A 26,952-nucleotide genomic window follows, 5' to 3' on the forward strand; every position below is an offset into this window, starting at 1 on the left:
CTACCCGGTGAGTGCGGCGGGGCGGACCGCCGGACGGCGGGCCTCGTCGTAACGGGCCAGCAGGAGCCGCGCCAACTCCGGGGCCGGGCCCAGTACATCGGCCAGTACGTCCGCTCCGGCCGCCCCCGCGGCGATCCGGTCCGGGAGCCGGCCGGGGGCGATGACGTACGGCGCCACCGCCACCCGGCGCACGCCTTCGTCCCGCAGGGCCCGGACCGCGTCCTCGGTGCGGGGGAAGCCCGCGGGAGAGGTGGCGGAGGCGAACGCAGGCCGCACGGAACACCAACCGGTGTGCCGCAGCTCCCGCGCGATTTCAGCGATCACTGCGATCGCCTCCGGGTCGGTGGAGCCCGCCGAGGCCAGGACGAGCCCGGTCGAGCTCCGGTCACCGGGACGGATCCCGGCTTCGTGCAGCCGCCGTTCCAGCGCCGAGTTCAGCAGCGGTGACGGGCCGAGCACCTCGGCCTGGCGCACCCGCAGCCGGGGCAGCCTGGTCCGGGCCTCGTGCAACACCGTGGGAATGTCGGACTTGGCGTGGAAGGCCCGGGTGAGCAGGAGGGGGAGTGCGATGACGTCCCCCGTCGACCCCGCGGCCAGGCGCTCCAGGATCCTCGGCACCGACGGGGCGTTGAAGTCCAGGAAACCCGTCTCCACGCGCAGCCCGGGCCGCAGCGACCGTACCCGCGCGGTGAGCGCGTGGACGGTCGCCGCGTGCCGTGGGTCGCGGCTGCCGTGGGCGATGACGAGGAGCACCGGAGCGGTCATGGTCGTGACTCAGTTCTTGACGAGGAGGCCGCGGCCGCGCAGCACCCACCGCTCCAGCGGACTGAAGATCAGCAGGTCGATCGCGATGCCGACGGTCAGGATCAGGATGATGGCGAGGAACACCATCGACATGCTGCTGGTCTCCCGGCCCTGTTCCAGCAACTGGCCCAGACCCACCCCCAGATCGGGCGAGGAGGCGATGATCTCGGCGGCCATCAGCGAACGCCAGGAGAACGCCCAGCCCTGCTTCAGGCCCGCCAGATAGCCGGGCAGCGAGGCCGGCAGCACGATGTGCCAGGTGCCGCGCAGCCCGGTGGCGCCCAGGGTGCGCCCGGCCCGCAGATGCAGCGGCGGGATCTGGTCGACGCCCGAGACCAGGCCGTTGGCGATCGACGGGACCGCCCCCAGCAGGATCACCGCGAACATCATCTTGTCGTTGAGCCCCAGCCAGATCACCGCGGGCGGCACCCAGGCCACCGAGGGCAGCGACTGGAGCCCGGAGAGCACCGGGCCGATCGCCGCGCGCACCAGCTTGACGCGCGACACCAGCAGTCCGAGCGGAGTGCCGATGACCAGCGCCAGCAGGAAGCCGAGCAGACCGCGCGAGACGCTGGTCCAGATGAAGCCGAGCAGGGTGCCCTGCGCCCAGGCGTCGGTCACCTCGCTCCAGACCAGGGACGGCGAGGGCAGCTTGTAGTCGTCGGTGACCTTCGCCCAGATCAGGATCTGCCAGACGACGAGCACCAGGACCACGGCCACGACCGGCGGCAGCACCTTGCGCACCAGCACCTCGCGGACCGGGGTCCGGCTCACCCGCACCGCGTCGAGTGCGTCCAGCCCCGCCTCCAGGCCCGCCAGGTCCTGGGCGGTGTCCTTGGCGGCGGTCTCAGTGCTGGCCATGTCGGCGGATCTCCCCACGCAGTTGTTCGGTGATCTCTACGGACAGTTCGGCCACCGCGGTGTCCTCGATGCGGCGCGGCTGGTCGATGTCGACCGTCCACTCCCGGGCGATCCGGCCCGGCCGCGACGAGAGCAGGACCACCCGCTCGGCGAGCCGGACCGCTTCGCGCACGTTGTGCGTGACGAAGAGGACCGAGACGTTCGTCTCGCGCCAGATCCGGGTCAGCTCGTCGTGCAGCACGTCCCGGGTGATGGCGTCGAGAGCGGCGAACGGCTCGTCCATCAGCAGCAGTTGACTGTCCTGGGCGAGCGCGCGGGCCATCGCCACCCGCTGCCGCATACCGCCCGAAAGCTCATGCACCCGCTTCCCGTGCGCCCCAGCGAGCCGTACGAGTTCGAGCAGCCGCTCCGCCTCCGTGCGGCGGTCGGACTTGGGGACGCCGCGCAGCCGCAGCGCGAGTTCGATGTTCTTGCCCGCGGTCAGCCACGGGAAGAGGGCGTGCTCCTGGAACATCAGGGCCGGCCGCCCGCCGGGGGTCTCGATGGACCCCGCCGTCGGGCGGTCGAGTCCGGCCACCAGGTTGAGCAGGGTCGACTTGCCGCACCCGGAGGCGCCCAGGAGGGTGACGAACTCGCCGGGAGCGACATCGAGTGTGATGTCGTCCAGAACGAGCTGCTGCCCCTCCGGTCCGCCGAAGGACTTCGAGACGTGGTCGATACGGGCGGCGTGCCCGACCGCCGTGCGGTCCTCGGCCTTGGTGAGCGTGCTGGTCGCCATGGTCGTCACCTCCTGGGAATCCTGTTCGGGTGCCGGGCGCGCTTACTTGACGCCGAGACCGGCGTCGGCGACCTCGGGCTTGCCCGCGGCCTTGAGGATCTTGTTCAGCGGCTTCAGGTCGTAGATGCCCTTCAGGTTCGGCTGCTCCAGCAGACCGGCCTTCACCGCGTGCTGGGCCTCGGCGTCGAGCGTGGCGGCCAGCGGGTCGTCGATGAACTGGACGGACTTCCACGCCGGGTCGAGGATCTCGGCCGGCAGCGCCTTGCCGCTCAGCTCCTTGAGCGCGGTGTTCGCGGCGGCCTTCGCCTTGTCCTGGTTGGCGTTGATCCAGGCGTTGGTGGCGACCGTGCCGCGCAGCACCGCCTCGACGACGTCCGGGTGCTCGGTCAGGAACTCCTGCGACACGATGATGTTCGTGATCACGAACTTGTTGTCCGGCCAGAGCGTCGACTCGTCCAGGATTTCCTTCGCGCCCTGGGCGACCAGCTTGGAGGCGGTCGGCTCGGGCACCCAGGCACCGTCGATGGAGCCCGAACGGTAGGCGTCCGGAGTCACCTTGTTGTCCGTACGGACCACGGAGACGTCGCCCTTGCCGCTGTTGGCGTCGACCTTCCAGCCCTTCTCGGAGATCCAGTTGAGGAAGGCCACGTCCTGGGTGTTGCCGAGCTGCGGGGTGGCGATCTTCTTGCCCTTGAGGTCGTCCAGGGTCTTGATCTTCTTCGGGTTGACGACCAGCTTCACCCCGCCGGACGCCGAACCGCCGATGATCCGCAGGCTCTTGCCCTTGGACTTGGTGTAGCCGTTGATGGCGGGGGAGGGGCCGATGAAGCCGATGTCGATCGAGCCCGCGTTGAGCGCCTCGATCTCGGACGGGCCGGCGTTGAACGTCGACGGCTTGACCGCGGTGGAGCCGAGCTCCTTGGCGATGATGCCTTCCTGGATGCCGACCAGGGCCGTGGCGTGGGTGAGGTTGGGGAAGTAGCCGATCTTCACGGTGTCCGTGGAGAGCTTCTTGCCGCCGGCCGGGGCGTCCGCCGCCTTGACGTCGTCCTTCTTCGCCTCGGAGCCGTAGCCGCAGGCGGTGAGCGCCAGGGCGAGCAGCGGCAGGGCGGCGACGGCGGCGAGGGCGCGGCGCGGCGTGGTACGGGGGGCAGACACGGGAGGTTCTTCCTCTCGTCGGCCCGGTCCTCGCGCCCCGATCGATGACCGATTACGGGGACGCGGCCGGGAGGTCGGCAGGTCTACGTCTGAACTGGCGGTGCGGTTGGAGCGAGTGGGCGCGCAGGCAGTGCGCGTACGTCATCGCGCACATCGCGCGACCCCGCCCTGGCCGCTGCCGAGGGCGCCGCTGCCGATGCGGCCGCCCTCCTTCGCGAACGTGGAGAAGATGTCGATGGTCATCAGAAGTCCCATTCGGCGTCGTCGGCGGCCGCCGCACCGGGCTCGGCCGCGGCGGCGAACGAGGCGCCCGCCATGCCGGCCGTCAGTGTGGTGCCGTCCGCCGGGTCGATCAGCAGGAACGATCCGGTGCGCCGGGAGTCGGCGTACGCGTCGAGCGCGAGCGGCTCCGCGGTACGGACGACGACCCGGCCGATGTCATTGGCGACGAGCTGTCCGGGCGCCGGGTGCTGGGACAGGTCGTCGAGCGTCAGGCGCGAGGGGATGTCCTTGACGATCGCCTTGACCGTGCGGGTGGTGTGCTTCAGCAGCACCCGCTGGCCCACGGAGAGCGGCTGGTCGGCGACGTGGCAGACGGTCGCCTCGACGTCCTGGGTGACGGCCGGCGCGTCGGCGGCCGGTGCGATCAGGTCGCCGCGCGAGATGTCGATGTCGTCGGCCAGCCGGATGGTCACCGACTGGGGCGCCCAGGCGATGTCCACGCTCTCGCCGAGCGCGTCGATCCCGGCGATCGTCGACGTACGGCCGGACGGCAGGACGGTGACGGCCTCGCCCACCCGGAACGCTCCGGCGGCGATCTGGCCCGCGTAGCCCCGGTAGTCGGGGTGCTCGGCGGTCTGCGGCCGGATCACGTACTGGACCGGGAAGCGGGCGTGGCAGGCGGTGAGGTCATGGCTGACCGGCACCGTCTCCAGGTGCTCCAGGACCGTCGGGCCGCCGTACCAGTCCATGTGCGCGGACGGCTCCACGACGTTGTCACCGGCCAGCGCGGAGATCGGGATCGCGGTGATCTCCGGGACGCCGAGCGAGGCCGCGTAGGCGGTGAACTCCTCGGCGATGGCGGCGAACACCGGCTCCGCGTAGTCGACCAGGTCCATCTTGTTGACGGCCAGCACCACGTGCGGCACCCGCAGCAGCGCGGCGACGGCGGCGTGCCGGCGGGTCTGCTCGACGACGCCGTTGCGGGCGTCGACCAGGACGACGGCCAGCTCGGCCGTCGAGGCGCCGGTCACCATGTTCCGGGTGTACTGCACGTGCCCCGGGGTGTCGGCCAGGATGAACCGGCGGCGCGGCGTCGCGAAGTAGCGGTAGGCGACATCGATGGTGATGCCCTGCTCGCGCTCGGCCCGCAGCCCGTCGGTCAGCAGCGCCAGGTCGGGCGCCTCCTGGCCCCGGTTGCGCGAGGCGTGCTCGACGGCCTCCAGCTGGTCGGTGAGGACCGACTTGGAGTCGTGCAGCAGACGTCCCACGAGGGTGGACTTGCCGTCGTCGACGGAGCCCGCGGTGGCGAACCGCAGCAGGGTGGTGGTCGACAACTGCTCTGCGTGCCGGGTGTGCGTGGTCATTTAGAAGTACCCCTCGCGCTTACGGTCTTCCATCGCGGCCTCGGACATCCTGTCGTCGGCACGCGTCGCGCCCCGCTCGGTGAGCCGGGAGGCGGCGATCTCGGTGATCACGTCGTCCAGCGTCGTCGCGTCCGAGTCGACGGCACCGGTGCACGACATGTCGCCGACCGTGCGGTAGCGCACCTGCCGGGTCTCGACGCTCTCGTGGTCCTTGGGGCCGCCCCAGTCGCCGGCGGTGAGCCACATGCCGTTGCGGTTGAAGACCTCGCGCTCGTGGGCGAAGTAGATCTGCGGCAGCTCGATGCCCTCGCGGGCGATGTACTGCCAGACGTCCAGTTCGGTCCAGTTGGAGATCGGGAACACCCGGACGTGCTCACCGGGGGCGTGCCGGCCGTTGTACAGCTGCCACAGCTCGGGGCGCTGGCGGCGCGGGTCCCACTGGGAGAACTCGTCGCGCAGCGAGAAGACCCGCTCCTTGGCGCGCGCCTTCTCCTCGTCGCGGCGCCCGCCGCCGAACACGGCGTCGAAGCGGTGCTGCTGGATCGCCTCGGTCAGCGGCACGGTCTGCAGCGGATTGCGGGTGCCGTCCGGGCGCTCGCGGAGCTTCCCGGCGTCGATGTACTCCTGCACGGAGGCGACATGGAGCCGCAGCCCGTGCCGGGCCACCGTGCGGTCGCGGTACTCCAGGACCTCGGGGAAGTTGTGCCCGGTGTCGACGTGCAGCAGGGTGAACGGCACCGGCGCGGGCGCGAACGCCTTGAGCGCCAGATGCAGCATCACGATGGAGTCCTTGCCGCCGGAGAAAAGGATCACCGGCCGCTCGAACTCGCCCGCCACCTCGCGGAAGATGTGCACGGCCTCGGACTCCAGGGAGTCCAGGTGGCTGAGGGCGTACGGATTGTCGGTGCCTTCCGGCACGGTCGCGACGGTCGTCATGCCGCACCCCTCTCGCTCAGCAGCGCGTACAGCTCCGCCGCGGACTCCTGCACGGTCTGCCGGTGCGACTCGATCCGCAGGTCCGGCGACTCGGGGGCCTCGTACGGGTCGTCGACCCCGGTGAGGCCGCTGATCTCGCCCGCCGCCTGCTTGGCGTACAGACCCTTCACATCGCGTTCCGAGCACACCTCGACCGGGGTCGCGACATGCACCTCCAGGTACGCGGTGCCCTCGGCCTGGTGCCGCTTCCGCACCGCGTCCCGGCTGTCCGCGTACGGGGCGATGACCGGGACCAGCACCTTCACGCCGTTGGCCGCCAGCAGCTCGGCGACGAAACCGATCCGCTGGACGTTGGTGTGGCGGTCCTCCCGGGAGAAGCCGAGACCCGCGGAGAGGAACTCCCGGATCTCGTCCCCGTCGAGCACCTCCACGCGGTGGCCCTCGCCGCGCAGCCGCCCGGCGAGTTCGTACGCGATGGTGGTCTTGCCCGCGCTCGGCAGACCGGTCAGCCAGATGGTGGCTCCCGTCTCCGTCACGCTCATCGAAGTCTCCTGATCAGTCGTCATCAGTCGTGCAGCCCGCACTCGGTCTTGCCCCGGCCGGCCCAGCGCCCGGCGCGGGCGTCCTCGCCCTCCAGCACCCGGCGGGTGCAGGGCGCGCAGCCCACGGAGGCGTAGCCGTCCATCAGGAGCGGGTTGGTGAGTACGCCGTGCTCCGCGACGTACGCGTCGACGTCGTCCTGCGTCCAGCGGGCGATCGGCGAGATCTTCACCTTCTGCCGCTTCGCGTCCCAGCCGACGACCGGGGTGTTCGCCCGGGTCGGGGACTCGTCGCGGCGCAGCCCGGTCGCCCAGGCCGTGTACCCGGTCAGCCCCTCCTGCAGCGGCTTGACCTTGCGCAGCGCGCAGCACAGGTCGGGGTCCCTCTCGTGCAGCTTCGGCCCGTACTCGGCGTCCTGCTCGGCCACCGTCTGCCGGGGCGTCAGCGTGATGACGTTGACGTCCATCACCGCCTCGACCGCGTCACGGGTGCCGATCGTCTCCGGGAAGTGGTAGCCGGTGTCGAGGAAGACCACGTCCACGCCGGGGAGGACCCGCGAAGCGAGGTGCGCGACGACCGCGTCCTCCATGGAGGAGGTGACGCAGAACTTCCCGCCGAAGGTGTCGGCGGCCCACTTCAGGATCTGTGTCGCGGAGGCGTCCTCCAGCTCCCGGCCCGCCCGCGCGGCCAGGGTCTCAAGGTCTTCCTCGGTCTGCAGGGTGTCCGTCATGTCCCGTCCCCTTCAACGTCGTTGCGCCGCAGTCCCCGGGTCAGCAGACCCAGGAACTTGAGCTGGAACGCGCGGTTGCAGGAGGCGCATTCCCAGGCGCCGTGGCCGCTCTCGTGCGGGCGCAGGTCCTCGTCCCCGCAGTACGGGCAGTGGAACGGTGCGGCGCGCTCGCTCATGACAGCGACTCCGCATCGGCCCGCGCCGCCCAGGTCGCGAACCGCTCGCCTTCCTCGCGCTGCTCCTGGAAACGGCCCAGGACCCGCTCGACGTAGTCGGGCAGCTCGGCCGAAGTGACCTTCAGGCCACGGACCTTGCGGCCGAACCCGGCCTCCAGGCCGAGTGCGCCGCCCAGGTGCACCTGATAGCCCTCGACCTGGTTGCCGTCGTCGTCCAGGACCAGCTGGCCCTTGAGGCCGATGTCGGCGGTCTGGATGCGGGCGCACGCGTTGGGGCAGCCGTTGATGTTGATGGTGAGCGGCTCGTCGAAGTCCGGCAGGCGGCGCTCCAGTTCGTCGATGAGCACGGCGCCGCGCGCCTTCGTCTCGACGATCGCCAGCTTGCAGAACTCGATGCCGGTGCAGGCCATCGTGCCGCGCCGGAACGGCGAGGGCCGCACCTGGAAGTCGAGCGCCTCCAGCCCGGCGACCAGGGAGTCCACCTGGTCCTGCGCCACATCGAGGATGATCATCTTCTGCTCGACGGTGGTCCGCAGCCGGTCCGAGCCGTGCGCGGCGGCCAGGTCGGCGATCTTGGCGAGCGTGGAGCCGTCCACCCGGCCGACCCGGGGGGCGAAACCGACGTAGAAGCGGCCGTCCTGCTGCTGGTGCACACCCACGTGGTCGCGCCAGCGGCTGCTGGGCTGCTCGGGCGCGGGACCGTCGGTCAGCGGACGCTTCAGGTACTCGTCCTCCAGCACCTGGCGGAACTTCGCCGGACCCCAGTCGGCCATCAGGAACTTCAGCCGGGCGCGGTTGCGCAGCCGCCGGTACCCGTAGTCGCGGAAGATGCCCACGACTCCCGCCCAGACGTCCGGGACCTCGTCGAGCGGCACCCACGCGCCCAGCCGTTCGGCGAGCCGCGGGTTGGTGGAGAGTCCGCCACCGACCCAGACGTCGAAGCCCGGACCGTGCTCGGGGTGGACCACGCCGACGAACGCGATGTCGTTGATCTCGTGGACCACGTCCTGCACCGGCGAACCGGAGATCGCGGTCTTGAACTTGCGCGGCAGGTTGGAGAATTCCTTGTTGCCGATGTACCGGTCGTGGATCTCGTCGACGGCGGGCGTGCCGTCGATGATCTCGTCGGCGGCGATGCCGGCCACGGGGGAGCCGATGATCACGCGGGGGCAGTCGCCGCACGCCTCGGTGGTGGAGAGCCCGACGGCCTCCAGCTTCTCCCAGATCGCCGGGACGTCCTCGATGCGGATCCAGTGCAGCTGGATGTTCTGCCGGTCGGTGATGTCCGCGGTGCCGCGCGCGTACTCCTGCGAGATCTCGCCGATCACCCGCAGCTGTGCGGTGGTCAGCCGGCCGCCGTCGATCCGGACCCGCAGCATGAAGTAGCGGTCGTCCAGCTCCTCCGGCTCCAGGATCGCGGTCTTGCCGCCGTCGATGCCGGGCTTGCGCTGGGTGTACAGACCCCACCAGCGCATGCGGCCACGGAGATCGTTGGGGTCGATCGAGTCGAAACCGCGCTTGGAGTAGATCGTCTCAATGCGTGTCCGCACATTGAGACCGTCGTCGTCCTTCTTGAACTGCTCATTGCCGTTGAGCGGGGTGTGGTGTCCCACGGCCCACTGGCCCTCACCACGGTGGCGTCCGGCCTTGCGGCGGGGTGTGGTGGTCGCAGGCTGTTCCGGGGTAGCGGCCATGACAGTACGTCCTTCGGGACTGCAGGAGGGCGGCTCTGAACTGCACACTCGCGCTGAGGCGCGGCGGTGCGCAGGGTTTGCAGAGAAAAGGGGGATCGCGGCGGTGCTGGGACTCTCAGCTCGCCGGACAGATGGCGCTGGACACGCGGCCGAGGTCGACGTGGCGTCGACTCACCAAGGCAATTCCAGTTCCAGGCATGGCGGAAGCGTGGCACGCGAATCTCGGGCCAGTCCACCACTATCCAGGATGTGGACGAGAGTGTCCCGTTATGCGAGACGCTGTGGCGCTCGTCACGGAGGGTTTCCTGATCTGCCTGTCCGTAATAGCCGCAATCCCCCCGTCTGTCACCTGCCTGCCATGGGAAGGCGCGGGCGAAAGCGGAGTGCGACCCTCCCACCATCACCTCGCCCGCACTCCGTCCGGTACTACCGCCCGGAACCCGGCCACGGTCCGGGCGTCTCCACCTCCGGCTCCAGCTCCACCTTCGTGTCGAAGAGCCGGAAGCCGCGCCGCAGATAGTTGTCCATGGCGTACGGGCCGTCCTTGGAGCAGGTGTGCAGCCACACCCGCTTCGTCGGCGTCCGTTCCGGCCAGCGCTCCGCCAGGTCCCAGGCACGGGCGACCCCGTACGAGAGGAGATGGCCGCCTATCCGCCGCCCCCGGAAGGCCGGAATCAGCCCGAAGTACATGATCTCGACGGCGCCCTCGTCCTGCGGGTCCAGCTCCACGTAACCCGCCGGGGTGCCGTTCTCGTACGCCACCCAGGTCTCGGCCCCGGGGCGCTCCAGGGCCTCCTGCCACTGCGCGTACGTCATGCCGAGCCGGTCGGTCCACCGGATGTCGCCGCCCACCGCCGTGTAGAGGAACCGGCTGAACTCGGGAAGCGGAATCTCCGACCGGACGATCCGCACATCACCCTCCGGGGTCGCGGCGGGTCGCAGATCGTCGGGGGAGGTCTGCTCCAGGGACCAGATGGTCACTTCGGTGGTGTCGGCGGCAGTGCTGCGTGCGGGGTTGCTCATGGCTGCCAGGGAACCATGCCCCGCGGCCTGCGCCAAAGCCGGTCCCGGTCCACGGACGGCGGGACCGCCGACGGAGCGGGCGCACAACCGGAACCGGAACGCGACGGCCCTCAGCCGGCCGTACGCGCCTTGACCACCACCGGGGCCGTCGAGTGCGGCAGCAGATCGGCCGGGTGGTCCGGGTGGATCACCTCCACCTCGACGTCCTCGCCGAAGCGGTACGGGCGGTGCGCGAGCACCTGGGCGAGATGGCGGCGCATCCGCGAGACCTCCGCGCGCACCGTCACCGTCCGGGTCGCGTCACCGAAGATGTCCTGGGCAAGCTCGGATGCCGTACGCCCCTCGGGGTGCAGTGCCAGGGCGTACAGCAGCTCCGCGTGGCGCGGCGAGAGCCGCTGCGTCCAGGTGCCCACCGCGCCCACCACATTGACCGTGAGGGCGCGTGGCCGGCTCAGATCCAGCACCACCCGCTGCGGAGCCCCGTCCGAAGGGCCGTCCGCGACCTGCAGCAGCCAGCCGCCGGGCAGCGGCTCGACGTGGCACATGCCGAGCGACGGCAGCCACACCCGGCCCGGCCGTAACGACTTGGGCAGCGGCAGCCGGTCGACCGGCGGCATCCCGGTCACCGCGGCGAGCCAGCCGTGGGTGTCCACCGCCAGGGCCCGGCCGCCCAGCCGGCACACCAGCGGTGCCGCCACCGACCGCAGCCGGTCGATCGCCTGCAGGTGCCGGTTCCTCATCTCGCTCTCCGCCAGCCTGGCCACCGAACTGACCAGCGCGAGCGTCGTCGGATGGAACGTGGAGGCGGGGCCGCTCATGTCGACGATGCCGATCACCTTGCCGTCGCGCGGGTCACGGACCGGTGCGGCCGCGCACGTCCAGCTGTGCAGGGTGCGGACGAAGTGCTCCGAGGAATGGACCTGGACCGGGACACGGGAGACCAGCGCCGTACCGATCGCGTTCGTCCCGGTGCTCTCCTCCGCCCAGGCCGCGCCCTCCGCCAGACAGACGTCGTCCGCCCGGCGCAGCACCGCCGCGTTGCCCCGGCGCCACAGCACCCGGCACTCCACATCGGTGACCACCATGATCTGCTGGGCGGTGTCCGCCAGGGCGGCCAGACCGTCGTGGAGCAGCGGCATCACCTCGCCCAGCGTCGAGCTCCGGCGCCGGTGCTCGATCTCGTCCGCATCGAGCAGCAGGCTGTCGGTGGACTGGTCCGGATCCATGCCGCTGCGCAGCACCCGGTCCCACGAGGCGCCGATCTCGGCCCGCGGGGCGAGAGCCGGGCGTTCGCCGACGAGCACGGCCTCCCTGGCCCGGTGGATCGCGCGGACGGCCCCGACGGACGGTGCGGCAGCGGGCCGGGGAACCCCCGAGGCGCTGGTCTCCACTCTCGTATCCCCCCACAGGCCAGGGCCGGCTCGACGCTCCACGGCCCCATCCTGCCCGCCGCGAGGGGCCCGGCACCGTGCACTCCACACAATGGTTGCAACCCTTTGCAACTCTGGCGAGAGGGTACGGGTCCGTACGAGAGTGGTGGAACACCGCGCGGCGGAGCCCCTGCCCCGCAGCCCGTGTGCACAGCAAGGAGGGTGGTGCCGTGTCGGCGCAGCACCACCCTCCGTTGCCGTGTGCCGGCGCGGTTCTCGGTGCGCTGCGGGCCGCGCCCGCCCGACGACCGCCCGGGGCGGTGCTCAGTGCGCGACGGGCCGTGCCCGTTCGACGACCGACGCCAGGTCGAGGGTGTGCGGCAGCGTGCCGAAGCCGGCGCCCCGGTCCCCGCCCAGCCGCGAGGCGCAGAACGCGTCGGCCACCTCCGGCGGCGCCCACCGCACCAGCAGCGAACCCTGGAGCACCAGCGCCATCCGCTCCGCCAGCCGGCGGGCCCGCGCCTCGATCCCGTCCAGATCGGCCAGCTCCGTCAGCATGTCCCTGATCGCCGCGTCCAGCCGGTGATCGGCCCCGCGCGCCCTGCCGACCTCCTGGAGGAACGCGTTCAGCGCCATCGGCTCACGCTGCAGTGCCCGGAGCACATCCAGCGCCTGCACATTCCCGGCACCCTCCCAGATGGAATTGAGCGGCGCCTCGCGCAGCAGCCGCGGCATCCCGGACTCCTCGACGTAGCCGTTGCCGCCGAGACACTCCAGCGCCTCGCCCACCAGCGGCGTGCACCGCTTGGTCACCCAGTACTTCGCCGCGGGCACCGCGATCCGCAGGAAGGCCCGCTCGCTCTCCGAGCCGTCGTCGTACGCCGCCGCCAACCGCATCGCCAGCACCGTCGCGGCCTCCGACTCCAGCGCCAGATCCGCCAGCACATTGCGCATCAGCGGCTTCTCGATCAGCACCCCGCCGAACGCGCGGCGGTACGTGCAGTGGTGGATCGCCTGAGCGACCGCCTGCCGCATCAGCGCCGCCGAACCGACCACGCAGTCCAGCCGGGTCGCCGCCACCATCCCGATGATGGTGCGCACCCCGCGCCCCTCCTCACCGACCCGGCGCGCCCAGGTGCCGTCGAACTCGACCTCGGCCGAGGCGTTCGACCGGTTGCCCAGCTTGTCCTTGAGCCGCTGGATCGCGAACGGGTTGCGGGTGCCGTCGGGCAGCACCCGGGGCAGCAGGAAACACGTCAGTCCGCCGGGCGCCTGCGCCAGCACCAGGAAGCCGTCGGACATCGGCGCCGAGCAGAACCACTTGTGCCCGGTGAGCAGATACTCGCCCGCCGCGGCCAGCGGCTCGGCGCGGGTCGTGTTCGCCCGTACGTCCGTGCCGCCCTGCTTCTCCGTCATGCCCATCCCGAGGAGCGCACCGGCCTTGCGTCCGGCGGGCCGCAGCCCCTGCTCGTACACCGACGAGGTGAGCAGCGGCTCCCACGCGGCGGCCAGTTCCGGATCGGTGCGCAGCGCCGGCACCGCCGCGTGCGTCATCGACAGCGGGCAGCCGTGCCCCGCCTCGGCCTGCGTCCACACCAGGAAACCGGCCGCCCGCCGCACATGGCCGCCGGGCCGGCCCCAGGCGTCGGTCAGGCCGGCGCCGACCGCGTGGCCGAGGAGCCGGTGCCAGGCCGGATGGAACTCGACCTCGTCGATGCGGTGCCCGTACCGGTCGTGCGAACGCAGCACCGGCGGATTCGCGTTCGCCTGCGCACCCCACTCCTGCACCTGCGCCGAGCCCGCGGCGCGGCCCAGCTCACCGAGTTCGCCCCGGACTTCGGCCAGGAGCTCGGGTGACGTGTGACGTTGCACCGCCTCGGAGAGCGCCCGGTCGGTGGCGAAGACGTCGTAGCCGGTCAGCGGTGGTACCTGGTTGGACACGGTGTGGGTGGTGGCTGCCATGCCGATACGGTAAGGATGTGCAGGCAGCAAATGAAACACCCGAGCGGCCACCGGGTCGGCTCCACCGGGCCCGAGTCCTCTACCGCAACGTATCCAAGCGGCAGATGGCCTGGCGGTTGCTCAAGGACACCGTCAACTCGTGCATGGAGTACCGCATTCTCGGGCTCGCCGCCGAGGCGGCGTTCTTCACCCTGCTGTCCCTGCCTCCCCTGCTCCTCGGCCTGATCGGACTGCTCGGCTACGTCGACGAGTGGACCAGCACCACCACGGTCGCCTCCATCGAACGCAACATCCTCAACGCCGCGCAGACCGTGCTCAGCGAGCGCGGCGTCAACGACTTCGCCAAGCCGCTGCTGGCGGACGTCACCACCGGAGCCCGGCCCGACGTCATCTCGATCGGCTTCGCGATCGCGCTCTGGTCCGGCTCCCGCGCGGTCAATGTCTTCATCGACACGATCACCGTGATGTACGGCCTCGACGGCCAGCGCGGCATCGTCAAGACGCGACTGCTCTCCTTCCTGCTGTACGTCGTCGCGCTGCTGCTCGGCTCCGTGGTGCTGCCGCTGCTCGTCGTCGGCCCCGACCGGGTCGTGGAGTTCGTCCCGTGGGGCACCGAGCTCATAAGCGTCCTGTACTGGCCGCTGGTGATCCTGCTGTCGATCGCGTTCCTGACGACGCTCTACCACGTGTCCGTGCCGGTCCGTTCGCCGTGGATCGAGGACATGCCCGGTGCGCTGGTCGCGCTCGCGATGTGGGTGCTCGGCAGCTTCCTGCTGCGGATCTACCTCACGAGCACGGTCGAGGGACCCACGATCTACGGCTCGTTGGCGGCCCCGATCGCCGTGCTGCTGTGGATCGGCATCTCTGCGTTCGCGGTGCTCGTCGGCGCGGCGGTGAACGCGGCCATCGACCGGGTGTGGCCCTCGCTGGCGACGGCCGCCGCCCGTGCCGCGAACGACCGGGTACGGGCGGCCCAGGCGGCGGAGCTGGTCGCCCGGACGCAGGCGCAGAACCAGGAGGAGCCCTGGGACGACGACGATGACGACGACGATGACGACGGGAGCGACGACGGCGACAGTCCCTACATGCCCTCCGAGTTCCCGGAGCGCTGGTCGAAGTTCCTGCCGCCGGACGATGTGGTCTCCAGGCTGCAACCGAGCCGCGACAAGGAGCCGGAGAAGCCGCACCCGGACAAGCCGGGCCCCGGGGAGCCGAACCCGGAGAAGCGGGACGAGGGGTCCGGCGACTGAGCGGCCCCTACGGCGCGGGCGGGGGCGTGGGCGCCGGAACGGTCGGCTCCGGCGGAGCCGCCGGGGCCGCGGGCACCCCGGGTGCCGCCGGGGGCACGGGAGCCGCGGGTACCGACTCCGTCGCGCCGGGGGACCAGGACAGCTTGACCGTCAGATGGCCCTCGACCGCGCTCTTGGCGATCACGGCACCGGCCTCCGCCGTGATCTTCACCCCGAATTCGAGCTCCACCCCGTCCGGTTTCAGGGAGCCGTCGCGGAACACCGCGAGCGCGGACTCGGCCGCCGACCGGATTCCCGTGAGCGCGCTGTCGAACGTGCGCCCGGCTCTGGCCAGTGTGTTGTCGTCGCCCAGCGCGACCAGTTGCGCGCCCTGCGTGTGCCGGTCGACCTCGACCGTCACCGTCGCACCGCTGTCGGTGGTGAACTCCATCAGTGCCGTCATGGCCGCCCCCGGGAAGCTGATTCCGTTCGCCGACGACATTAGCGTGTGAGGCATGGGCGAGCGGTACGAAGAGCGGGTGTCGCGGTTCGACGGGGCGATCGTGTGGACGCTGAGCATGCCGGAGGGGGCGGTCCATCCGGTGCTGCCCGACGGATGCATGGATCTGCTCTGGATCGGCGGACGGCTGCTCGTCGCGGGCCCCGACACCCGTGCCGCGACGCCGTCCGCCCCGGCTGACGGGCGGTGCGCCGGCATCCGGTTCGCGCCCGGCACCGCCCCCGCGCTGCTCGGGGTGGCGGCGCACGAGCTGCGCGACCGCCGCGTCGAGCTCGCGGACCTGTGGCCCTCGGGGCAGGTCCGCGAGCTCACCGGGCAACTGGCCGAGGCCCCCGACCCGGCTGCCGCGCTGGAGGCCGTCGCGCTGCGCCGGGCGGCCGGCACCGCGCCGCCGGACCCGCTGCTGCGCTACGTCGCGGACCGGCTCGGCGCCGGGTGGTCCGTCGCGGACACCGCGCACCGGGCCGGTCTCGGCGCCCGTCAGCTGCACCGCCGTTCGCTGGCGGCCTTCGGCTACGGGCCCAAGACGCTCGCCCGCATCCTGCGCCTCCAGCGCGCGCTCGCCCTCGTCCGCTCCGGGACGCCGTACGCCGAGGCGGCGGTGGCGGCGGGCTGCACCGACCAGGCCCATCTCGCCCGGGAGACGCGCGACCTGGCCGGGACCACTCTGACCGCCTACCTGGCCCGCCAGGGCCTGCCGGCTCAGCCGTTGGCGGCGAACAACGACACCGCGCAGCCGTCCGGGTCGAGGACCGTCGCGTAACGCTGTCCCCACACCGCGTCCCACGGCTTCAGCTGCCCCCGGTAGCCCGCACCGGTCAGCTCCTCGTACACCGCGTCCACCTCTGCCGGGCTGTCGCACAGGAAGGCCAGGGAGAGCCGGTTCCCGCCGGCGGACGCGGTCCATTCGGGGTCGAACGAGCGGATGACGTCCTCGGTGTCCCACAGCAGCCGCTGCCCGCCCGGGAGCGTCACTTCGACATGGGGTGCGGATTCCGCTCCGGCGGGGATGTCGAGACCGAGCCGGCGGTAGAAGGTGAGCGATGCGGCCAGATCCGCCGTGACGATGCCGATCGCGTCCATGCGTGGAGTCATGCCCCCGACCGTATGCCGGGCCCCGGCACGGGTCTTGTACGAAACGGACATCGGCCCGGCCGGGCGCGTACGGGGTGCCGCGGGCGGCCGCCGGCACCCCGCCCCGGCGCCACGACTGCTACGAGGACGCCGTGCAGTCGGCGGGCGACGTACCCGGGTCGGTCAGCGCGAGAGAGAGCTGGGCGCGTTCGGTGACCCAGCGGCTCGGGCGATGGCGCGGATCGCCGGTCGTCCGGTGCAGGGCCCGGTGCAGCTCCAGCATCCGGTCCGCGCCGATCCGGTCGCCCCAGGCCAGCGGGCCGACGGGGTAGCCGAGCCCGGCGGTGACGGCCAGGTCGATGTCGGCGGGGGCGGCGATGGAGCGCTCCGCGATCCCCGCCGCGACCGACACGATGGAGGCGAGCAGCCGCTGCGCCACCGAGCCCGCCGTGTCCCGCACCACCGAGACCGCCCACTGCTCGTCGCCCTCGGCCGCGCGGGCCAGCACCGCACGGGCGTCGCGGGCGGCGGCCGGGTCCGCCGCCGGGGTCACGGCCAGCACCCGGCGCCGGCCGGCCGCGGGCAGCGGGTCCACACCGAAGGTGCGCCCCGGGGGCAGCCCGTCCCCGGCTACCGCCCCGGCCACCGTGGTGCCCCAGACCGGAACCAGCACCAGGGCGTCGGCGGACGGCCCGTCACCGGTCTCGACGACGGCCCCCGCGGCGGTCAGCGCGGCCCGCAACGCCGCCGCGTCCCGGTCCTGTCCCTCGGTGCCGTGGACGAACACCGGACGGTCCGCGTCCCCGGTGACCGGGGGCTCCGGGGCGGGGGCGGGCGCCTCGGGGCCGTACGCGTACCAGCCGTGCCCGGTCTTGCGGCCGTGCAGCCCGGCCGCCACCCGGTTCGGGGTGAGGTAGGAGGGGCGGAGCCGGTCCGCGTACCGGAAGCCCTGCCAGATCGAGTCGATCACCGCGGCCGTCACATCGAGGCCGGTGAGGTCCATCAGCTCGAACGGGCCCATCCGCAGGCCCAGTACGTCGCGGGCGATCCGGTCGATGTCCGCCGGGTCGCCGACCGTCTCCTCCAGCAGCGCGAGCGCCTCGGTCACCAGCCCGCGCCCGGCGTGGTTGACGAGGAAACCGGGGGTGTCGGCGACGGTGACCGCGCGGTGGCCGCAGCCCTCGACCAGCGCGGTGAGGGCCGGCGGGATCTCCGGGCGGGTGGCCGCGCCGGGCACGATCTCGACGATCCTCATCAACGGCACCGGGTTGAAGAAGTGCAGCCCGGCCAGGCGCGTCGGATCCTTCAGCCCGGCGGCGATCCGGGTGACCGACAGGGACGAGGTGTTGGTCGCGAAGACGGCCGTGGCGGGCAGCGCCTGCTCCAGCCTGCCGAAGACCTCCGTCTTGGTGCCGAGGTCCTCCCGCACGGCCTCGATGACCAGCTCGACATCGGGACCCTGGGCCCACGGGTCGTCGAGCGGGACCAGCCGCGTCAGGGCGGCGGCGCTGTCCGCCGCGGACATCCGGCCCTTCCGGACGGCCCGTTCGAGCATGGACCGTACGAAGTCCACGGCGGCCGTCACGGCCTCCGTGCGCACGTCGCACAGCTCGACGGTGTGTCCGGCGGTCGCCGCCCACTGGGCGATGCCGCGGCCCATGGCCCCGGCGCCGACGATCCTGATACGCATGGCGGTTGCGGTCCTCTCGGGATGTGACATGTGACAGGTCCGAGCCGACGGCCGGGACCTGTGATCCGTCTCGGCGAAGACGGACGCGGTTCGGTATCAGCGTAGATAGACGCGGTCCGGGTCCACGTCCTCGCGCAGCAGCCGGAGTTCGGCCGCGGTCGGCGGCGGGACGGTACCGACCGGGCCGGCTACCTCCAGCTCCCAGCCGGTGGCCGCCCGCACCTGCTCGACGGTGACGCCGGGGTGGACGGCGACCAGCCGGAGTTCCTCGCCGGCCCCCGCGCGGGCCAGGATGCCCAGTTCGGTGATGACCCGGGTGACACCGGCGCCCAGCGGCCGGATGCCCTCGGCGAGTGCCCGGTCGGGGCCGGGAGTGGTGCAGAAGTCGAGGGTCCCGGTGAAGGAGCGCGGATCGTGGCGGCGCATCACCACGAAGACCTCGCGGGAGTTGGCCATCACCTCGACGCCGCCGCCGGAGCCGGGCAGCCGGACCGAGGGGCGCTCCCAGTCGCCGATCACGGACGTGTTGAGGTTGCCCCACCGGTCGATCTGCGCGGCGCCGAGGAACCCCACGTCGATGTGGCCGCCCTGGAGGACGCAGCCGAAGAGCGCGGGCATCGGCAGCACCGCCTCCGCACCGGTGATCAGGACCGCGTCGGCGATGGTCTCCGGCAGGTGCGAAGGGTGCGCGCCGCAGACGCCGGACTCGTACACCACCTCGATCTGCGGGGCGACCGTCAGACGGGCCAGCTCGGTGGCGAGCGTCGGCAGGCCGATGCCGGCGAACACGGTGCGGCGCGTGGCCAGTTCGCGGGAGGCGACGACGGAGAGCAGCTCGGAGGAGGTGATGGTGTCCGCCGGCAGCGACGGTGTGGTGGCGCCGGCCGTGGTGGGCGAGGCGGCGTCGGTGGTCGTGGTCATGGCGCTTTCCTTCTCGTGTCCCGTTCCCGTCGGCCCGTTCACAGCCGCCGCCCGTAGTTCACGGGCCGGCTGAGCGCCTCGCCGACCGCCAGGCCCGCCCAGAACTCCTCGCCGAGCTTGTCGACGTACTCCGCGTGGTCGGCCGTCCCGAGCACCCACTCGGCCAGCCAGTCCTGGAGCCGTTGCGGATCCTTGCTGATGTGCGACCAGGCGCGGTAGAAGGCGTTGTCCCGGTCGTAGTACCCCTGTGCGAAGGAGGGGTGGGCGCCGCGCGGGCAGACGACGACCGCGTCGACCGCGTGGGCGGGGACGAGCGTACGGTTCGGGTCCGAACGGACCACCTCGTCGTCGACGATCTCCTCCACGACGACGATCGCCTTCTCCGCCGCGTACACCGCCTCGGCCTGGATGCCGGTCAGGCCCCACATCTGGGTGTTGCCGCCGCGGTCGGCGCGCTGGGCGTGGATGATCGTCACGTCCGGGTTGACCGGCGGTACGACATAGATCTGCTCGGGTTCGCCGTCCGGACCGGGGTAGGGCGAAGTGACCTTGCGCAGGCCGCTGTTGACGGACGGCAGATCGCTGCCGCCGTAACTGCGCAGCGGGTGGAACGGCAGTCGCTGGGCACCGGCCAGGTAGCGGCAGATCATCCCGTAGTGGCTGTACTCCTCGAAGGCGAGCGGTGCCGGGTCGCCGGTCTCGATGCGGCGGCGCAGTTCGCCGAGCGACCCGGCGGAGGAGTTGCCGACGAAGGAGGAGACCAGCCGCGAGACGCAGCCCGCGGCGATCATCTGGTCCACCACGATGTCCGCGGTCATCCGGACCACGGTGAGGTCCCGGCGGCCCTGGCGGATGATCTCGTGACCCGCGGCGGTCGGGACGAGATGGGTGAAGCCTTCGAGACAGACGGTGCCGCCGTCGTGGACGAACGCGGCGACGGCCTCCTTCATCGACATCGTCTTGTCTTTCCGGTCCGTCGTAACCACGGTGCTCCTCCGGATCTGCCGGCGCGTCCTGGTATGCGCGTCGCCCCACCGTGTCAGCGGCCATTGATTGCTGTCCAATACCAAATTAAGCTCGCATCGAGACGTCTGAACAATGAATCGACTCGGATGAATCGACCGAAGGGGCGCGCATGGAGCTGCGTCATCTGTCCGCGTTCGTCGCCGTGGCCGAGGAGCTGCACTTCGGACGGGCGGCGAAGCGGCTGCAGATGGCCCAGCCGCCGCTGAGCCAGCAGATCCGCCGGCTGGAGAAGGAGCTCGGCGTCCAGCTCTTCGAGCGCAACACCCGCTCGGTGCGGCTCACCAGCGCGGGGGAGTCCTTCCTCCGGCCGGCCCGCACCGTGCTCGACGACCTCGACATCGCGGTGCGCGCCGCGAAGGCGGCGGGCCGCGGCGAGTACGGGCGGGTCACCATCGGCTTCGCGGGCGCCTCCAGCCACGAGACGCTGCCGCATCTCACCAGGGCCGTGCGCGCCGCCCACCCCGCCCTCGAACTGGTCATGCGGGGCCAGACCTACGCCAACGTGGCCCTGGACCGGGTCGCCGACGGCTCGCTCGACCTGGGTTTCGTCCGGCTGCCGGTGACCCGGCCGGGAGTGGCCCACCGGGTGATCGACGAGGAGGAGCTGGTGTGCGCGCTGCCCTTCGACCACCCGCTCGCCCGGCTGGAGAGCGTCCCCATCGACGTCCTGGCCGAGGAGCCCTTCGTCTCCTTCCCCGCCAACACCGGCTCCACCGTGCGCGATGCGATGGTCGGGGCCTGCGAGGCCGCGGGGTTCAACCCCCGGGTCGTCCAGGAGGCGCCCGACTCGTACACCATCCTGGCGCTGGTCGCCGCGGGCGTCGGCGTCACGCTCACCGTCACCTCCGTCCAGCACATCCAGCAGAACGGCCTCGTCTACCGGCCCCTGTCCGGTCCGCCGATCCGGCTCCGGGCGGCGCTGGCCTGGCGGGCCGACAACCCTTCCGCCGCGCTGCGCGCGGTCCTCGCCGTGGCGGAGGAGGCCCTGCCCACGCCTGCGGGCCCGGCCGGGAACCGAACCCCCGCGAGCGGGAATTGAGACGCGCCACGTCTTGAACCAGGGAGAAGTGGATATTGGACCGACTCAGTCGCCGGGTGCAAGGGTCGGCGGCAAACACTCTCGCCACCGAGCGGCCGAACGCTCCCGCCACCGAGCGGCAGACGCCCTCGCCACCGACGGGCAGCCGCTCTCGCCACCGAAAGGCCACGCCGTGCCCGACCAGCCCGACCAGCAGCTCGATGTCGTCATCTGTGAACCACTGCGTACTCCCATCGGCCGTTTCGGCGGAGTGTTCGCGCAGCAGAAGCCGGCCGCACTCGCCGCACGCGTCATCGCCGAGGTCGTGGCCCGCACCGGAATCGATCCCGCCGCCGTCGACGAGGTGATCCTCGGCCACTCCTACCCGTCCGCCGAGGCCCCCGCCATCGGCCGGGTCGCCGCGCTCGACGCCGGGCTGCCCGAGACCGTCACCGGCTCCCAGGTCGACCGCCGCTGCGGATCGGGCCTCCAGGCCGTGTTCGACGCGGCGATGCAGATCCGGGCCGGCTTCAGCGAGGTCGTGATCGCGGGCGGCGTCGACGTGATGAGCGCCGCCCCGTACTACACGCACGACGGCCGCTGGGGCATCAAGGGCCCCGGCCTCCAGCTCCACGACGCGCTGGCCCGGGGCCGGGTCACCGCGGGCGGTGTCAACCACCCCGTGCCGGGCGGCATGATCGAGACCGCCGAGAACCTCCGGCGCGCGTACGGCATCAGCCGCGCCGACCAGGACGCCCTGGCCCTGCGCTCCCAGCAGCGGGCCGGACAGGCGGCGGCGGAGGGGCGGTACGAGGCGGAGATCGTGCCCGTCACCGTACGCACCCGCAAGGGCGAGAGCCTTGTCACCGCCGACGAGCACCCCCGCCCCGACACCACCGCCGAACAACTCGCCGCGCTGCGCCCGGTCATGGCGAAGTCCGACCCGGAGGCGACCGTCACCGCAGGCAACGCCAGCGGCCAGAACGACGCGGCCGCCGCCTGCCTGGTCACGAGCGCGGCCACCGCCGAACGGCTCGGCCTCACCCCGCTGGTCCGGCTGGTGTCCTTCGCCCGCGCCGGGGTGCCCGCCGCGACGATGGGCATCGGCCCCGTCCCGGCGACCAGGGCCGCTCTGGACCGCGCCGGACTCACCCTCGCCGACCTCGACCTGATCGAGCTCAACGAGGCCTTCGCCGCCCAGGTGCTGGCCTGCACCCGGGAGCTGGGGCTCGGCGAGAAGGACCACGAGCAGCGGATCAACGTCAACGGTTCCGGCGTCTCCCTCGGCCACCCGGTCGGCGCCACGGGCGCCCGTATCCTCGCCACGCTCACCCGTGAACTGCACCGCCGCGAGGCCCGCTACGGCCTGGAGACCATGTGCATCGGCGGCGGGCAGGGCCTCGCCGCCGTCTTCGAGCGGATCGCGGCCTGAGATCCGGCCGCCCAGGGTGCAGTGGGACGCCCGACGTCTCACTGCACCAGTAATCCGGTAGGGGACCGTTCCAGGGCCCGGCCGGCACCGTGACCGCCATCGCTCCTACGCCGCAGTCCCCCTCCCGGGCTCGCCGATGCGTCCCCACGCATCCCCACGCGGCTCCCGCCGTCTCAGCCGGCGGCCGTCGTGCGCGAGGCCGTACTCCGCTCCTCGGCCGGAGCCACCGCGAGATGGTCCCACGCGCCATCCGGATCGGTCAGCCGGTTCAGCCGGGCCGGTACGTCGAAGCCGACCAGCAGCACCACGATCACCGTGCCCGCGAAGGTCAGCACGGCCAGCGCCTGCCCCAGATCCATCCCGGACGCCAGATGCGCCCCCAGCACCGGAGCCACCGCACCGCCCAGCGCCCCCACGTTGTACGTGAAGCCGAGCGCCGCACCCCTGCTCTCCGTCGGGAAGTGCCCGCCGATGTAGCGGGGCAGCAGCCCGGAGATGCCGAAGCTGGTCGCCTGGAGCAGGAAGAGCAGGATGCCGAGCAGCAGCAGGTTGTCGTGGACGGCGAAGACCGGGTACACGAAGGCCAGCGAGGCGAGCAGCGTCAGCGCGTACGCCTTCTTCGCGCCGATCCGGTCGCCGAGGAAGCCCGCGGTCCAGCAGCCGACCATGGTCCCGAACCCCGCGAAGTACAGGACATCGGTGACCTGGTCGGTGGAGTAGCCCAGCTCGGTCTTCAGATACGTGGGCAGCAGCGACTGGATCGGCCACGAGTACAGGAACGCGAAGAACAGCGTCACGATCATCGACAGATACAGCACCCAGCCGCGCCTGCCGCCCATCTGCACGGCGAACGCGGCGAGCGTCAGACCGGCGACCACCGAGAGCACCGGGATCATTCCGGCCCCGCCCGGGGTGAAGACCAGGAAGAGCGAGACGGTGGCGACGACCACCAGGACCGTGTTGACGACGGCCCGGCCCCGGGTCGCGAACAGCGGCCGGAACGGATTGGGCCTGGCCCCCGTGTCCGCGACGCTCTCCGTCCACTCCTCGGCTTCCGGCAGCGCCCGCCGCATCCACAGCGCGATGGCGATCGGTACCAGGCCGATGTAGAACATCCACCGCCAGCCGAGCGAGGGCACCACCCAGTTGTAGACCTGTGCGGCGAGCACCGAGCCGACCGAGAACCCGGAGATCAGGAAGCCGCTGGCCCGACTGCGGAGCCTGGCGGGCCAGCTCTCCATGACGTACGTGGCGCTGGCACTGTACTCACCGGCCATGCCCATGCCGATGGCCAGCCGGGCGGCGAACAGGCTCTGGTAGTTCCAGGCGAATCCGCAGGCGAAGGTGCCCAGCGAGTACAGCAGGATGCTCAGGACCATGGAGAGCTTGCGGCCGTACCGGTCGCCGATGGCGCCGAGCACCGCACCGCCCAGCCAGCGGGTGATGAACGCACCGGAGATCAGGCTGGCGGCCTGCACCGTGCTCAGCCCGAAGTCGTCACTGATCTCGGTGAGGACGAGAGTGATCAGCACGAAGTCGAAGCCGTCGAGGACGTAGCCGATCCAGGCGGCGAGGAACGACTTCCACTGGGTACCGCTCACTTCTCGGTACCACGGGAGCTTTGCGGGTGTTGTGGTCTGCACGGTGACTCCAGGATGCGGGACGGCGCTCGTCGTCGAGACGCCGGCCCGCGTGGTGGGGGAAGGTCAGGGCCGGGCGATGCCCGCGACGAAACGGGCGGTCAGGGCGGTGGGCGCGGTGATGGCGGTGCCGATGACGACGCTGTGGGCGCCGCGGGCCAGGGCCTCGGCGGCCTCCCCGGGGGTGTTGATCCGGCCCTCGGCGACCACCGGGACGTCGATCGCGGCGGCGAGTTCGGCGACCAGGCCGAGATCGGGGCCGGTCTGCTTCGGCGTGCCCGGCACATAGCCGGAGAGGGTGGTGGAGACGAAGTCCGCGCCCTGCCCGGCCGCCGCGACGCCTTCGGCGAGCGTGGAGACATCGGCCATCACCAGGGCACCCGCCTCGTGCACCGCCGCGACCAGCTCGGCGAAGGTGGAGCCGTCGGGGCGCGGCCGGTCGGTGGCGTCGGCGGCGACGACATCGGCGCCCGCCTCGACGATCGCCAGGGCGTGCCGGACGGTCGGGGTGATGTAGACGCCGACGTCGCCGTCCTTCCACAGGCCGATGACCGGGAGATCCACGGCCTCGACGATCGCGGCGACGACCTCCGGCTCATTGGCACGGATCGCGGCGCCGCCTCCGGCGACGGCCGATTCGGCGAGCCGGACGAGGGTGCCGGTCTCCCGCATCGGGTCGCCGGGGGGTGCCTGGCAGGACACGATCAGCTTGCCCCGCAGGGAGTCGGCCAGTTCCTGAGCGGTCATCGAAGGGCTCCCGGGTGGTGGAGGGGAAGTGTGGTGGTCAGGGCGGCGGCGCCGAGCACCGCCGCGTCGGCGCCGAACCGTGGCGCCCGGGGCACGAGGCCGTGCAGCGGCGGCATCAGCTCCGCGGTGAAGGCGGCGGCCAGGGCGTCCCCGTACAGCGGGCCGATCCGCGGCACGCCGCCGCCGACGACGACCCGGTCGGGCCCCAGCGCGTTGGCGAGCCCGCCGAGCGCCCGCCCGGTGGCGGCGGCGCCGGTGGTGAGGGCGTGGACGGCCGCCGCGTCGCCCTGCCCGGCCCGGACGGCGACGGTTTCGAGCCGGTCCACGGGGGTGCCGGTCAGCCGCTCGTAGTGGGCGGCGATGCCGGGCCCGGAGGCGATGACCTCCAGATGCCCGGTGGCGCCGCAGGTGCAGGGCAGTCCGGCGGCCTCGGGGCTGGCCAGATGGCCGAGGTGCCCGGCGAGCCCGAACGCGCCGTGCAGCATCCGCCCGTCGACGGCGACCGCGCCGCCCACCCCCGTACCGACCGCCAGGAACAGCAGCGATCCGCGCCCCGGGTGCTGGGCGGTCAGCGCCGCGAGCTCCGGTCCCGCCGTGGCGCGTACGTCGTTGTCGCAGGCCACCGGGTGCCCGGTGCGGTCGGCGAGGCCGGCGCCCAGGGCGGTGCCGGCCCAGCCGCTGATGGAGTCGGTGGCACTGGTGACCAGGCCGGTACGGGGGTCGACGACGCCGGCCGCCGCGATGCCGAGCGCCGTGGCCAGCCGCCCGGGATCGACGGACGCGGCCGCCGCGGCGAGCGCGTCCAGCACGGCCGCCGCGCCGTCCCGGGCCGGGGTGGGCCGGGTGTGCCGGGCCAGGACGGTGCCGTCGGGGCCGAACAGCGCGGCGGCGATCTTCGTACCGCCGAGGTCGAGCCCGATCACCGCGGCACCCGTTCCGGTGGCGGCGGGCCGGGAGTGGTCGTCGTTCATCGGACCGGCGGCAGACCGGCGGCGCGCAGGCGCCGGGAGACCAGGGCGACGGACTCGGCGCTGAGCTGGATCTGCGGGAAGGCCGTGTCACCGCAGTCGATGACGCCGAGCAGCTGGAGCGCCGCCTTGAAGGAACCGAGCGCCGAGGAGCTGCGGCCCATGTCCGCCTCGGGGCCCGCGTCGACCATGGCGAACAGTTCGACGAGCCGCTCCTGCTCCTTCGCGGCCAGCTCCCAGTTCCCGGCCCGCGCGGCGTCGTAGAGCCGTACGTAACCGGCCGGGTCGACATTGCCGATGCCCGGCACCACACCGTCGGCCCCGGCCAGCAGGGCGGCGTCCACGGTGAGTTCGGAGCCGGTGAGGATGCTGAAGCGGGGCGCGGGGCCGTCCGCACGGCCGCTCCGGCCACCGAGCTCGACGACGAGGCGGCGCAGTCCGCCCTCGTCGCCGCTGCTGTCCTTCAGGCCGGCCAGGGTGCCGTCCTCGGCGAGCTCGCGCACCAGCGCGGGGGAGAGCTTGCTGTGCACGGCGACCGGGATGTCGTACGCGAACAGCGGCAGGTCGACCGCCGCGCGCAGCCGCCGGAAGTGCTGGGCGATCTCCTTGCCGTGGGTGCGGGTGTAGAACGGCGCGGTCGCGACCAGGGCGTCCGCGCCCAGAGCGGCGGCGGAGCGGGCGTGTTCGACGACGCGGGCGGTGGTGGTGTCGATGACACCGGCCAGCACCGGAACCCTGCCGTCGGTCGCGTCGACCACGGTCGCCAGTGCCGTGGCGCGCTGCTCGTCGGTGAGGTAGGCGACCTCGCTGGTGGAGCCGAGTGCGAACAGTCCGTGCACCCCGCCACCGATGAGGTGCTCGACGAGCCGGGCGAGGGACGCGGTGTCGACCTCCCCCTGGGGGTCGAGCGGGGTGCAGACCGGCGGGACGACGCCGTGCAGCGGTGAGGGCAGGGACATGGTGAGGGGCTCCAGCTCGGTGAGGGCTCGGTGGGTGCACCGGTCCATGGCCCGGAACGGCTGCACGGATCGATACATGAGACGTAAGATGTCCTATGTCTGACTCACCT

General features: G+C 72.2%; 27 protein-coding genes. 4 read left to right on the plus strand and 23 right to left on the minus strand.

Going from position 1 to position 26,952, the window contains the following annotated elements; translation table 11 throughout:
* The 14 genes from ACFYY1_RS16845 to ACFYY1_RS16910 form a co-directional block, all read right to left on the minus strand.
* Entirely contained in the window at positions 1-765 is a 765-nt protein-coding gene (locus tag ACFYY1_RS16845; RefSeq protein WP_388585689.1) for a sirohydrochlorin chelatase, read from the minus strand.
* A 9-nt stretch (positions 766-774) separates the two neighbouring features.
* Positions 775-1,665: an ABC transporter permease gene (locus ACFYY1_RS16850; protein WP_388585692.1), complete on the minus strand. Its 891-nt coding sequence runs from the start codon at positions 1,663-1,665 to the stop codon at positions 775-777.
* Entirely contained in the window at positions 1,652-2,443 is a 792-nt protein-coding gene (locus ACFYY1_RS16855) for an ABC transporter ATP-binding protein (RefSeq protein WP_388585695.1), read from the minus strand. Before ACFYY1_RS16855 ends, ACFYY1_RS16850 begins: the two co-directional genes overlap by 14 nt.
* 42 nt (positions 2,444-2,485) lie before the next feature.
* On the minus strand, positions 2,486-3,601 hold the full coding sequence (locus tag ACFYY1_RS16860) for an aliphatic sulfonate ABC transporter substrate-binding protein (protein ID WP_388585698.1): 1,116 nt from the start codon (positions 3,599-3,601) through the stop codon (positions 2,486-2,488).
* Between the two features lie 242 nt (positions 3,602-3,843).
* Positions 3,844-5,187, minus strand: coding sequence for a sulfate adenylyltransferase subunit 1 (locus ACFYY1_RS16865; RefSeq protein ID WP_388585700.1), 1,344 nt, complete (start codon positions 5,185-5,187; stop codon positions 3,844-3,846).
* Positions 5,188-6,123 carry a sulfate adenylyltransferase subunit CysD gene (gene cysD / locus ACFYY1_RS16870; RefSeq protein ID WP_388585701.1) on the minus strand — a complete coding sequence of 312 codons (936 nt, stop codon included), beginning with the start codon at positions 6,121-6,123 and terminating at the stop codon, positions 5,188-5,190.
* Positions 6,120-6,665, minus strand: coding sequence for an adenylyl-sulfate kinase (gene cysC, locus ACFYY1_RS16875; RefSeq protein WP_388585704.1), 546 nt, complete (start codon positions 6,663-6,665; stop codon positions 6,120-6,122). Before cysC ends, cysD begins: the two co-directional genes overlap by 4 nt.
* Before the next feature lie 23 nt (positions 6,666-6,688).
* Entirely contained in the window at positions 6,689-7,393 is a 705-nt protein-coding gene (locus tag ACFYY1_RS16880) for a phosphoadenylyl-sulfate reductase (protein WP_388585707.1), read from the minus strand.
* Positions 7,390-7,569, minus strand: coding sequence for a hypothetical protein (locus ACFYY1_RS16885; RefSeq protein ID WP_388585710.1), 180 nt, complete (start codon positions 7,567-7,569; stop codon positions 7,390-7,392). Before ACFYY1_RS16885 ends, ACFYY1_RS16880 begins: the two co-directional genes overlap by 4 nt.
* Positions 7,566-9,263 carry a nitrite/sulfite reductase gene (locus ACFYY1_RS16890; protein ID WP_388585713.1) on the minus strand — a complete coding sequence of 566 codons (1,698 nt, stop codon included), beginning with the start codon at positions 9,261-9,263 and terminating at the stop codon, positions 7,566-7,568. The genes ACFYY1_RS16885 and ACFYY1_RS16890 overlap by 4 nt, the downstream gene beginning before the upstream one ends.
* 115 nt (positions 9,264-9,378) lie before the next feature.
* On the minus strand, positions 9,379-9,462 hold the full coding sequence (locus ACFYY1_RS16895) for a putative leader peptide (RefSeq protein ID WP_317864749.1): 84 nt from the start codon (positions 9,460-9,462) through the stop codon (positions 9,379-9,381).
* Positions 9,463-9,689: 227 nt separating this feature from the next.
* The gene (locus ACFYY1_RS16900) at positions 9,690-10,286 is read right to left on the minus strand and encodes a GNAT family N-acetyltransferase (RefSeq protein ID WP_388585716.1); all 597 of its coding nucleotides are present in this window, start codon (positions 10,284-10,286) and stop codon (positions 9,690-9,692) included.
* 110 nt (positions 10,287-10,396) lie between these two features.
* Positions 10,397-11,611 (minus strand): GAF domain-containing protein, encoded by a 1,215-nt coding sequence (locus ACFYY1_RS16905; RefSeq protein WP_388586257.1) that lies wholly within the window; start codon positions 11,609-11,611, stop codon positions 10,397-10,399.
* A 369-nt stretch (positions 11,612-11,980) separates the two neighbouring features.
* A complete protein-coding gene (locus ACFYY1_RS16910; RefSeq protein ID WP_388585718.1) occupies positions 11,981-13,618 on the minus strand; it encodes an acyl-CoA dehydrogenase family protein in 1,638 nt (545 codons plus the stop codon).
* 17 nt (positions 13,619-13,635) lie between these two features.
* Here ACFYY1_RS16910 and ACFYY1_RS16915 point away from each other — a divergent pair, with 17 nt between their 5' ends.
* A complete protein-coding gene (locus tag ACFYY1_RS16915) occupies positions 13,636-14,868 on the plus strand; it encodes a YihY/virulence factor BrkB family protein (protein WP_388585720.1) in 1,233 nt (410 codons plus the stop codon).
* Between the two features lie 7 nt (positions 14,869-14,875).
* On the opposite strand, the gene ACFYY1_RS16920 is transcribed toward ACFYY1_RS16915, so the two are convergent.
* Positions 14,876-15,310 (minus strand): CU044_2847 family protein, encoded by a 435-nt coding sequence (locus ACFYY1_RS16920; protein ID WP_388586260.1) that lies wholly within the window; start codon positions 15,308-15,310, stop codon positions 14,876-14,878.
* Positions 15,311-15,362: 52 nt separating this feature from the next.
* Between ACFYY1_RS16920 and ACFYY1_RS16925 the strand changes: the two genes are divergently transcribed.
* On the plus strand, positions 15,363-16,130 hold the full coding sequence (locus ACFYY1_RS16925) for a DUF6597 domain-containing transcriptional factor (RefSeq protein ID WP_388585722.1): 768 nt from the start codon (positions 15,363-15,365) through the stop codon (positions 16,128-16,130).
* Here ACFYY1_RS16925 and ACFYY1_RS16930 read toward each other — a convergent pair.
* The 4 genes from ACFYY1_RS16930 to ACFYY1_RS16945 form a co-directional block, all read right to left on the minus strand.
* Complete coding sequence (locus ACFYY1_RS16930) at positions 16,070-16,462, minus strand: VOC family protein (RefSeq protein WP_388585725.1); 393 nt, start codon at positions 16,460-16,462, stop codon at positions 16,070-16,072. The two genes, ACFYY1_RS16925 and ACFYY1_RS16930, sit on opposite strands and share 61 nt — an antisense overlap.
* Positions 16,463-16,580: 118 nt before the next feature.
* Positions 16,581-18,131 carry a 3-hydroxyacyl-CoA dehydrogenase gene (locus tag ACFYY1_RS16935; protein WP_388585727.1) on the minus strand — a complete coding sequence of 517 codons (1,551 nt, stop codon included), beginning with the start codon at positions 18,129-18,131 and terminating at the stop codon, positions 16,581-16,583.
* 96 nt (positions 18,132-18,227) lie between these two features.
* A complete protein-coding gene (locus ACFYY1_RS16940; RefSeq protein ID WP_388585730.1) occupies positions 18,228-19,052 on the minus strand; it encodes a CoA-transferase subunit beta in 825 nt (274 codons plus the stop codon).
* A 38-nt stretch (positions 19,053-19,090) separates the two neighbouring features.
* The gene (locus ACFYY1_RS16945) at positions 19,091-20,008 is read right to left on the minus strand and encodes a CoA transferase subunit A (RefSeq protein ID WP_388586262.1); all 918 of its coding nucleotides are present in this window, start codon (positions 20,006-20,008) and stop codon (positions 19,091-19,093) included.
* A gap of 179 nt (positions 20,009-20,187) precedes the next feature.
* Here ACFYY1_RS16945 and ACFYY1_RS16950 point away from each other — a divergent pair, with 179 nt between their 5' ends.
* Both ACFYY1_RS16950 and ACFYY1_RS16955 read left to right on the plus strand, forming a co-directional pair.
* Complete coding sequence (locus tag ACFYY1_RS16950; RefSeq protein WP_388585731.1) at positions 20,188-21,117, plus strand: LysR family transcriptional regulator; 930 nt, start codon at positions 20,188-20,190, stop codon at positions 21,115-21,117.
* Between the two features lie 172 nt (positions 21,118-21,289).
* Entirely contained in the window at positions 21,290-22,528 is a 1,239-nt protein-coding gene (locus ACFYY1_RS16955; RefSeq protein WP_388585734.1) for an acetyl-CoA C-acetyltransferase, read from the plus strand.
* 173 nt (positions 22,529-22,701) lie between these two features.
* On the opposite strand, the gene ACFYY1_RS16960 is transcribed toward ACFYY1_RS16955, so the two are convergent.
* The 4 genes from ACFYY1_RS16960 to ACFYY1_RS16975 all read right to left on the minus strand — a co-directional run bounded on the left by ACFYY1_RS16960 (position 22,702) and on the right by ACFYY1_RS16975 (position 26,842).
* Positions 22,702-24,171, minus strand: coding sequence for a sialate:H+ symport family MFS transporter (locus ACFYY1_RS16960; protein WP_388585736.1), 1,470 nt, complete (start codon positions 24,169-24,171; stop codon positions 22,702-22,704).
* A gap of 63 nt (positions 24,172-24,234) precedes the next feature.
* Complete coding sequence (locus ACFYY1_RS16965; protein ID WP_388585739.1) at positions 24,235-24,915, minus strand: N-acetylmannosamine-6-phosphate 2-epimerase; 681 nt, start codon at positions 24,913-24,915, stop codon at positions 24,235-24,237.
* Positions 24,912-25,886: an ROK family protein gene (locus ACFYY1_RS16970; RefSeq protein WP_388585741.1), complete on the minus strand. Its 975-nt coding sequence runs from the start codon at positions 25,884-25,886 to the stop codon at positions 24,912-24,914. Before ACFYY1_RS16970 ends, ACFYY1_RS16965 begins: the two co-directional genes overlap by 4 nt.
* Entirely contained in the window at positions 25,883-26,842 is a 960-nt protein-coding gene (locus ACFYY1_RS16975; RefSeq protein ID WP_388586264.1) for a dihydrodipicolinate synthase family protein, read from the minus strand. Before ACFYY1_RS16975 ends, ACFYY1_RS16970 begins: the two co-directional genes overlap by 4 nt.
* Between the last annotated feature and the right edge of the window lie 110 nt (positions 26,843-26,952).

It is taken from the genome of Streptomyces sp. NPDC001890, assembly GCF_042891445.1.
Lineage (GTDB): Bacteria > Actinomycetota > Actinomycetes > Streptomycetales > Streptomycetaceae > Streptomyces.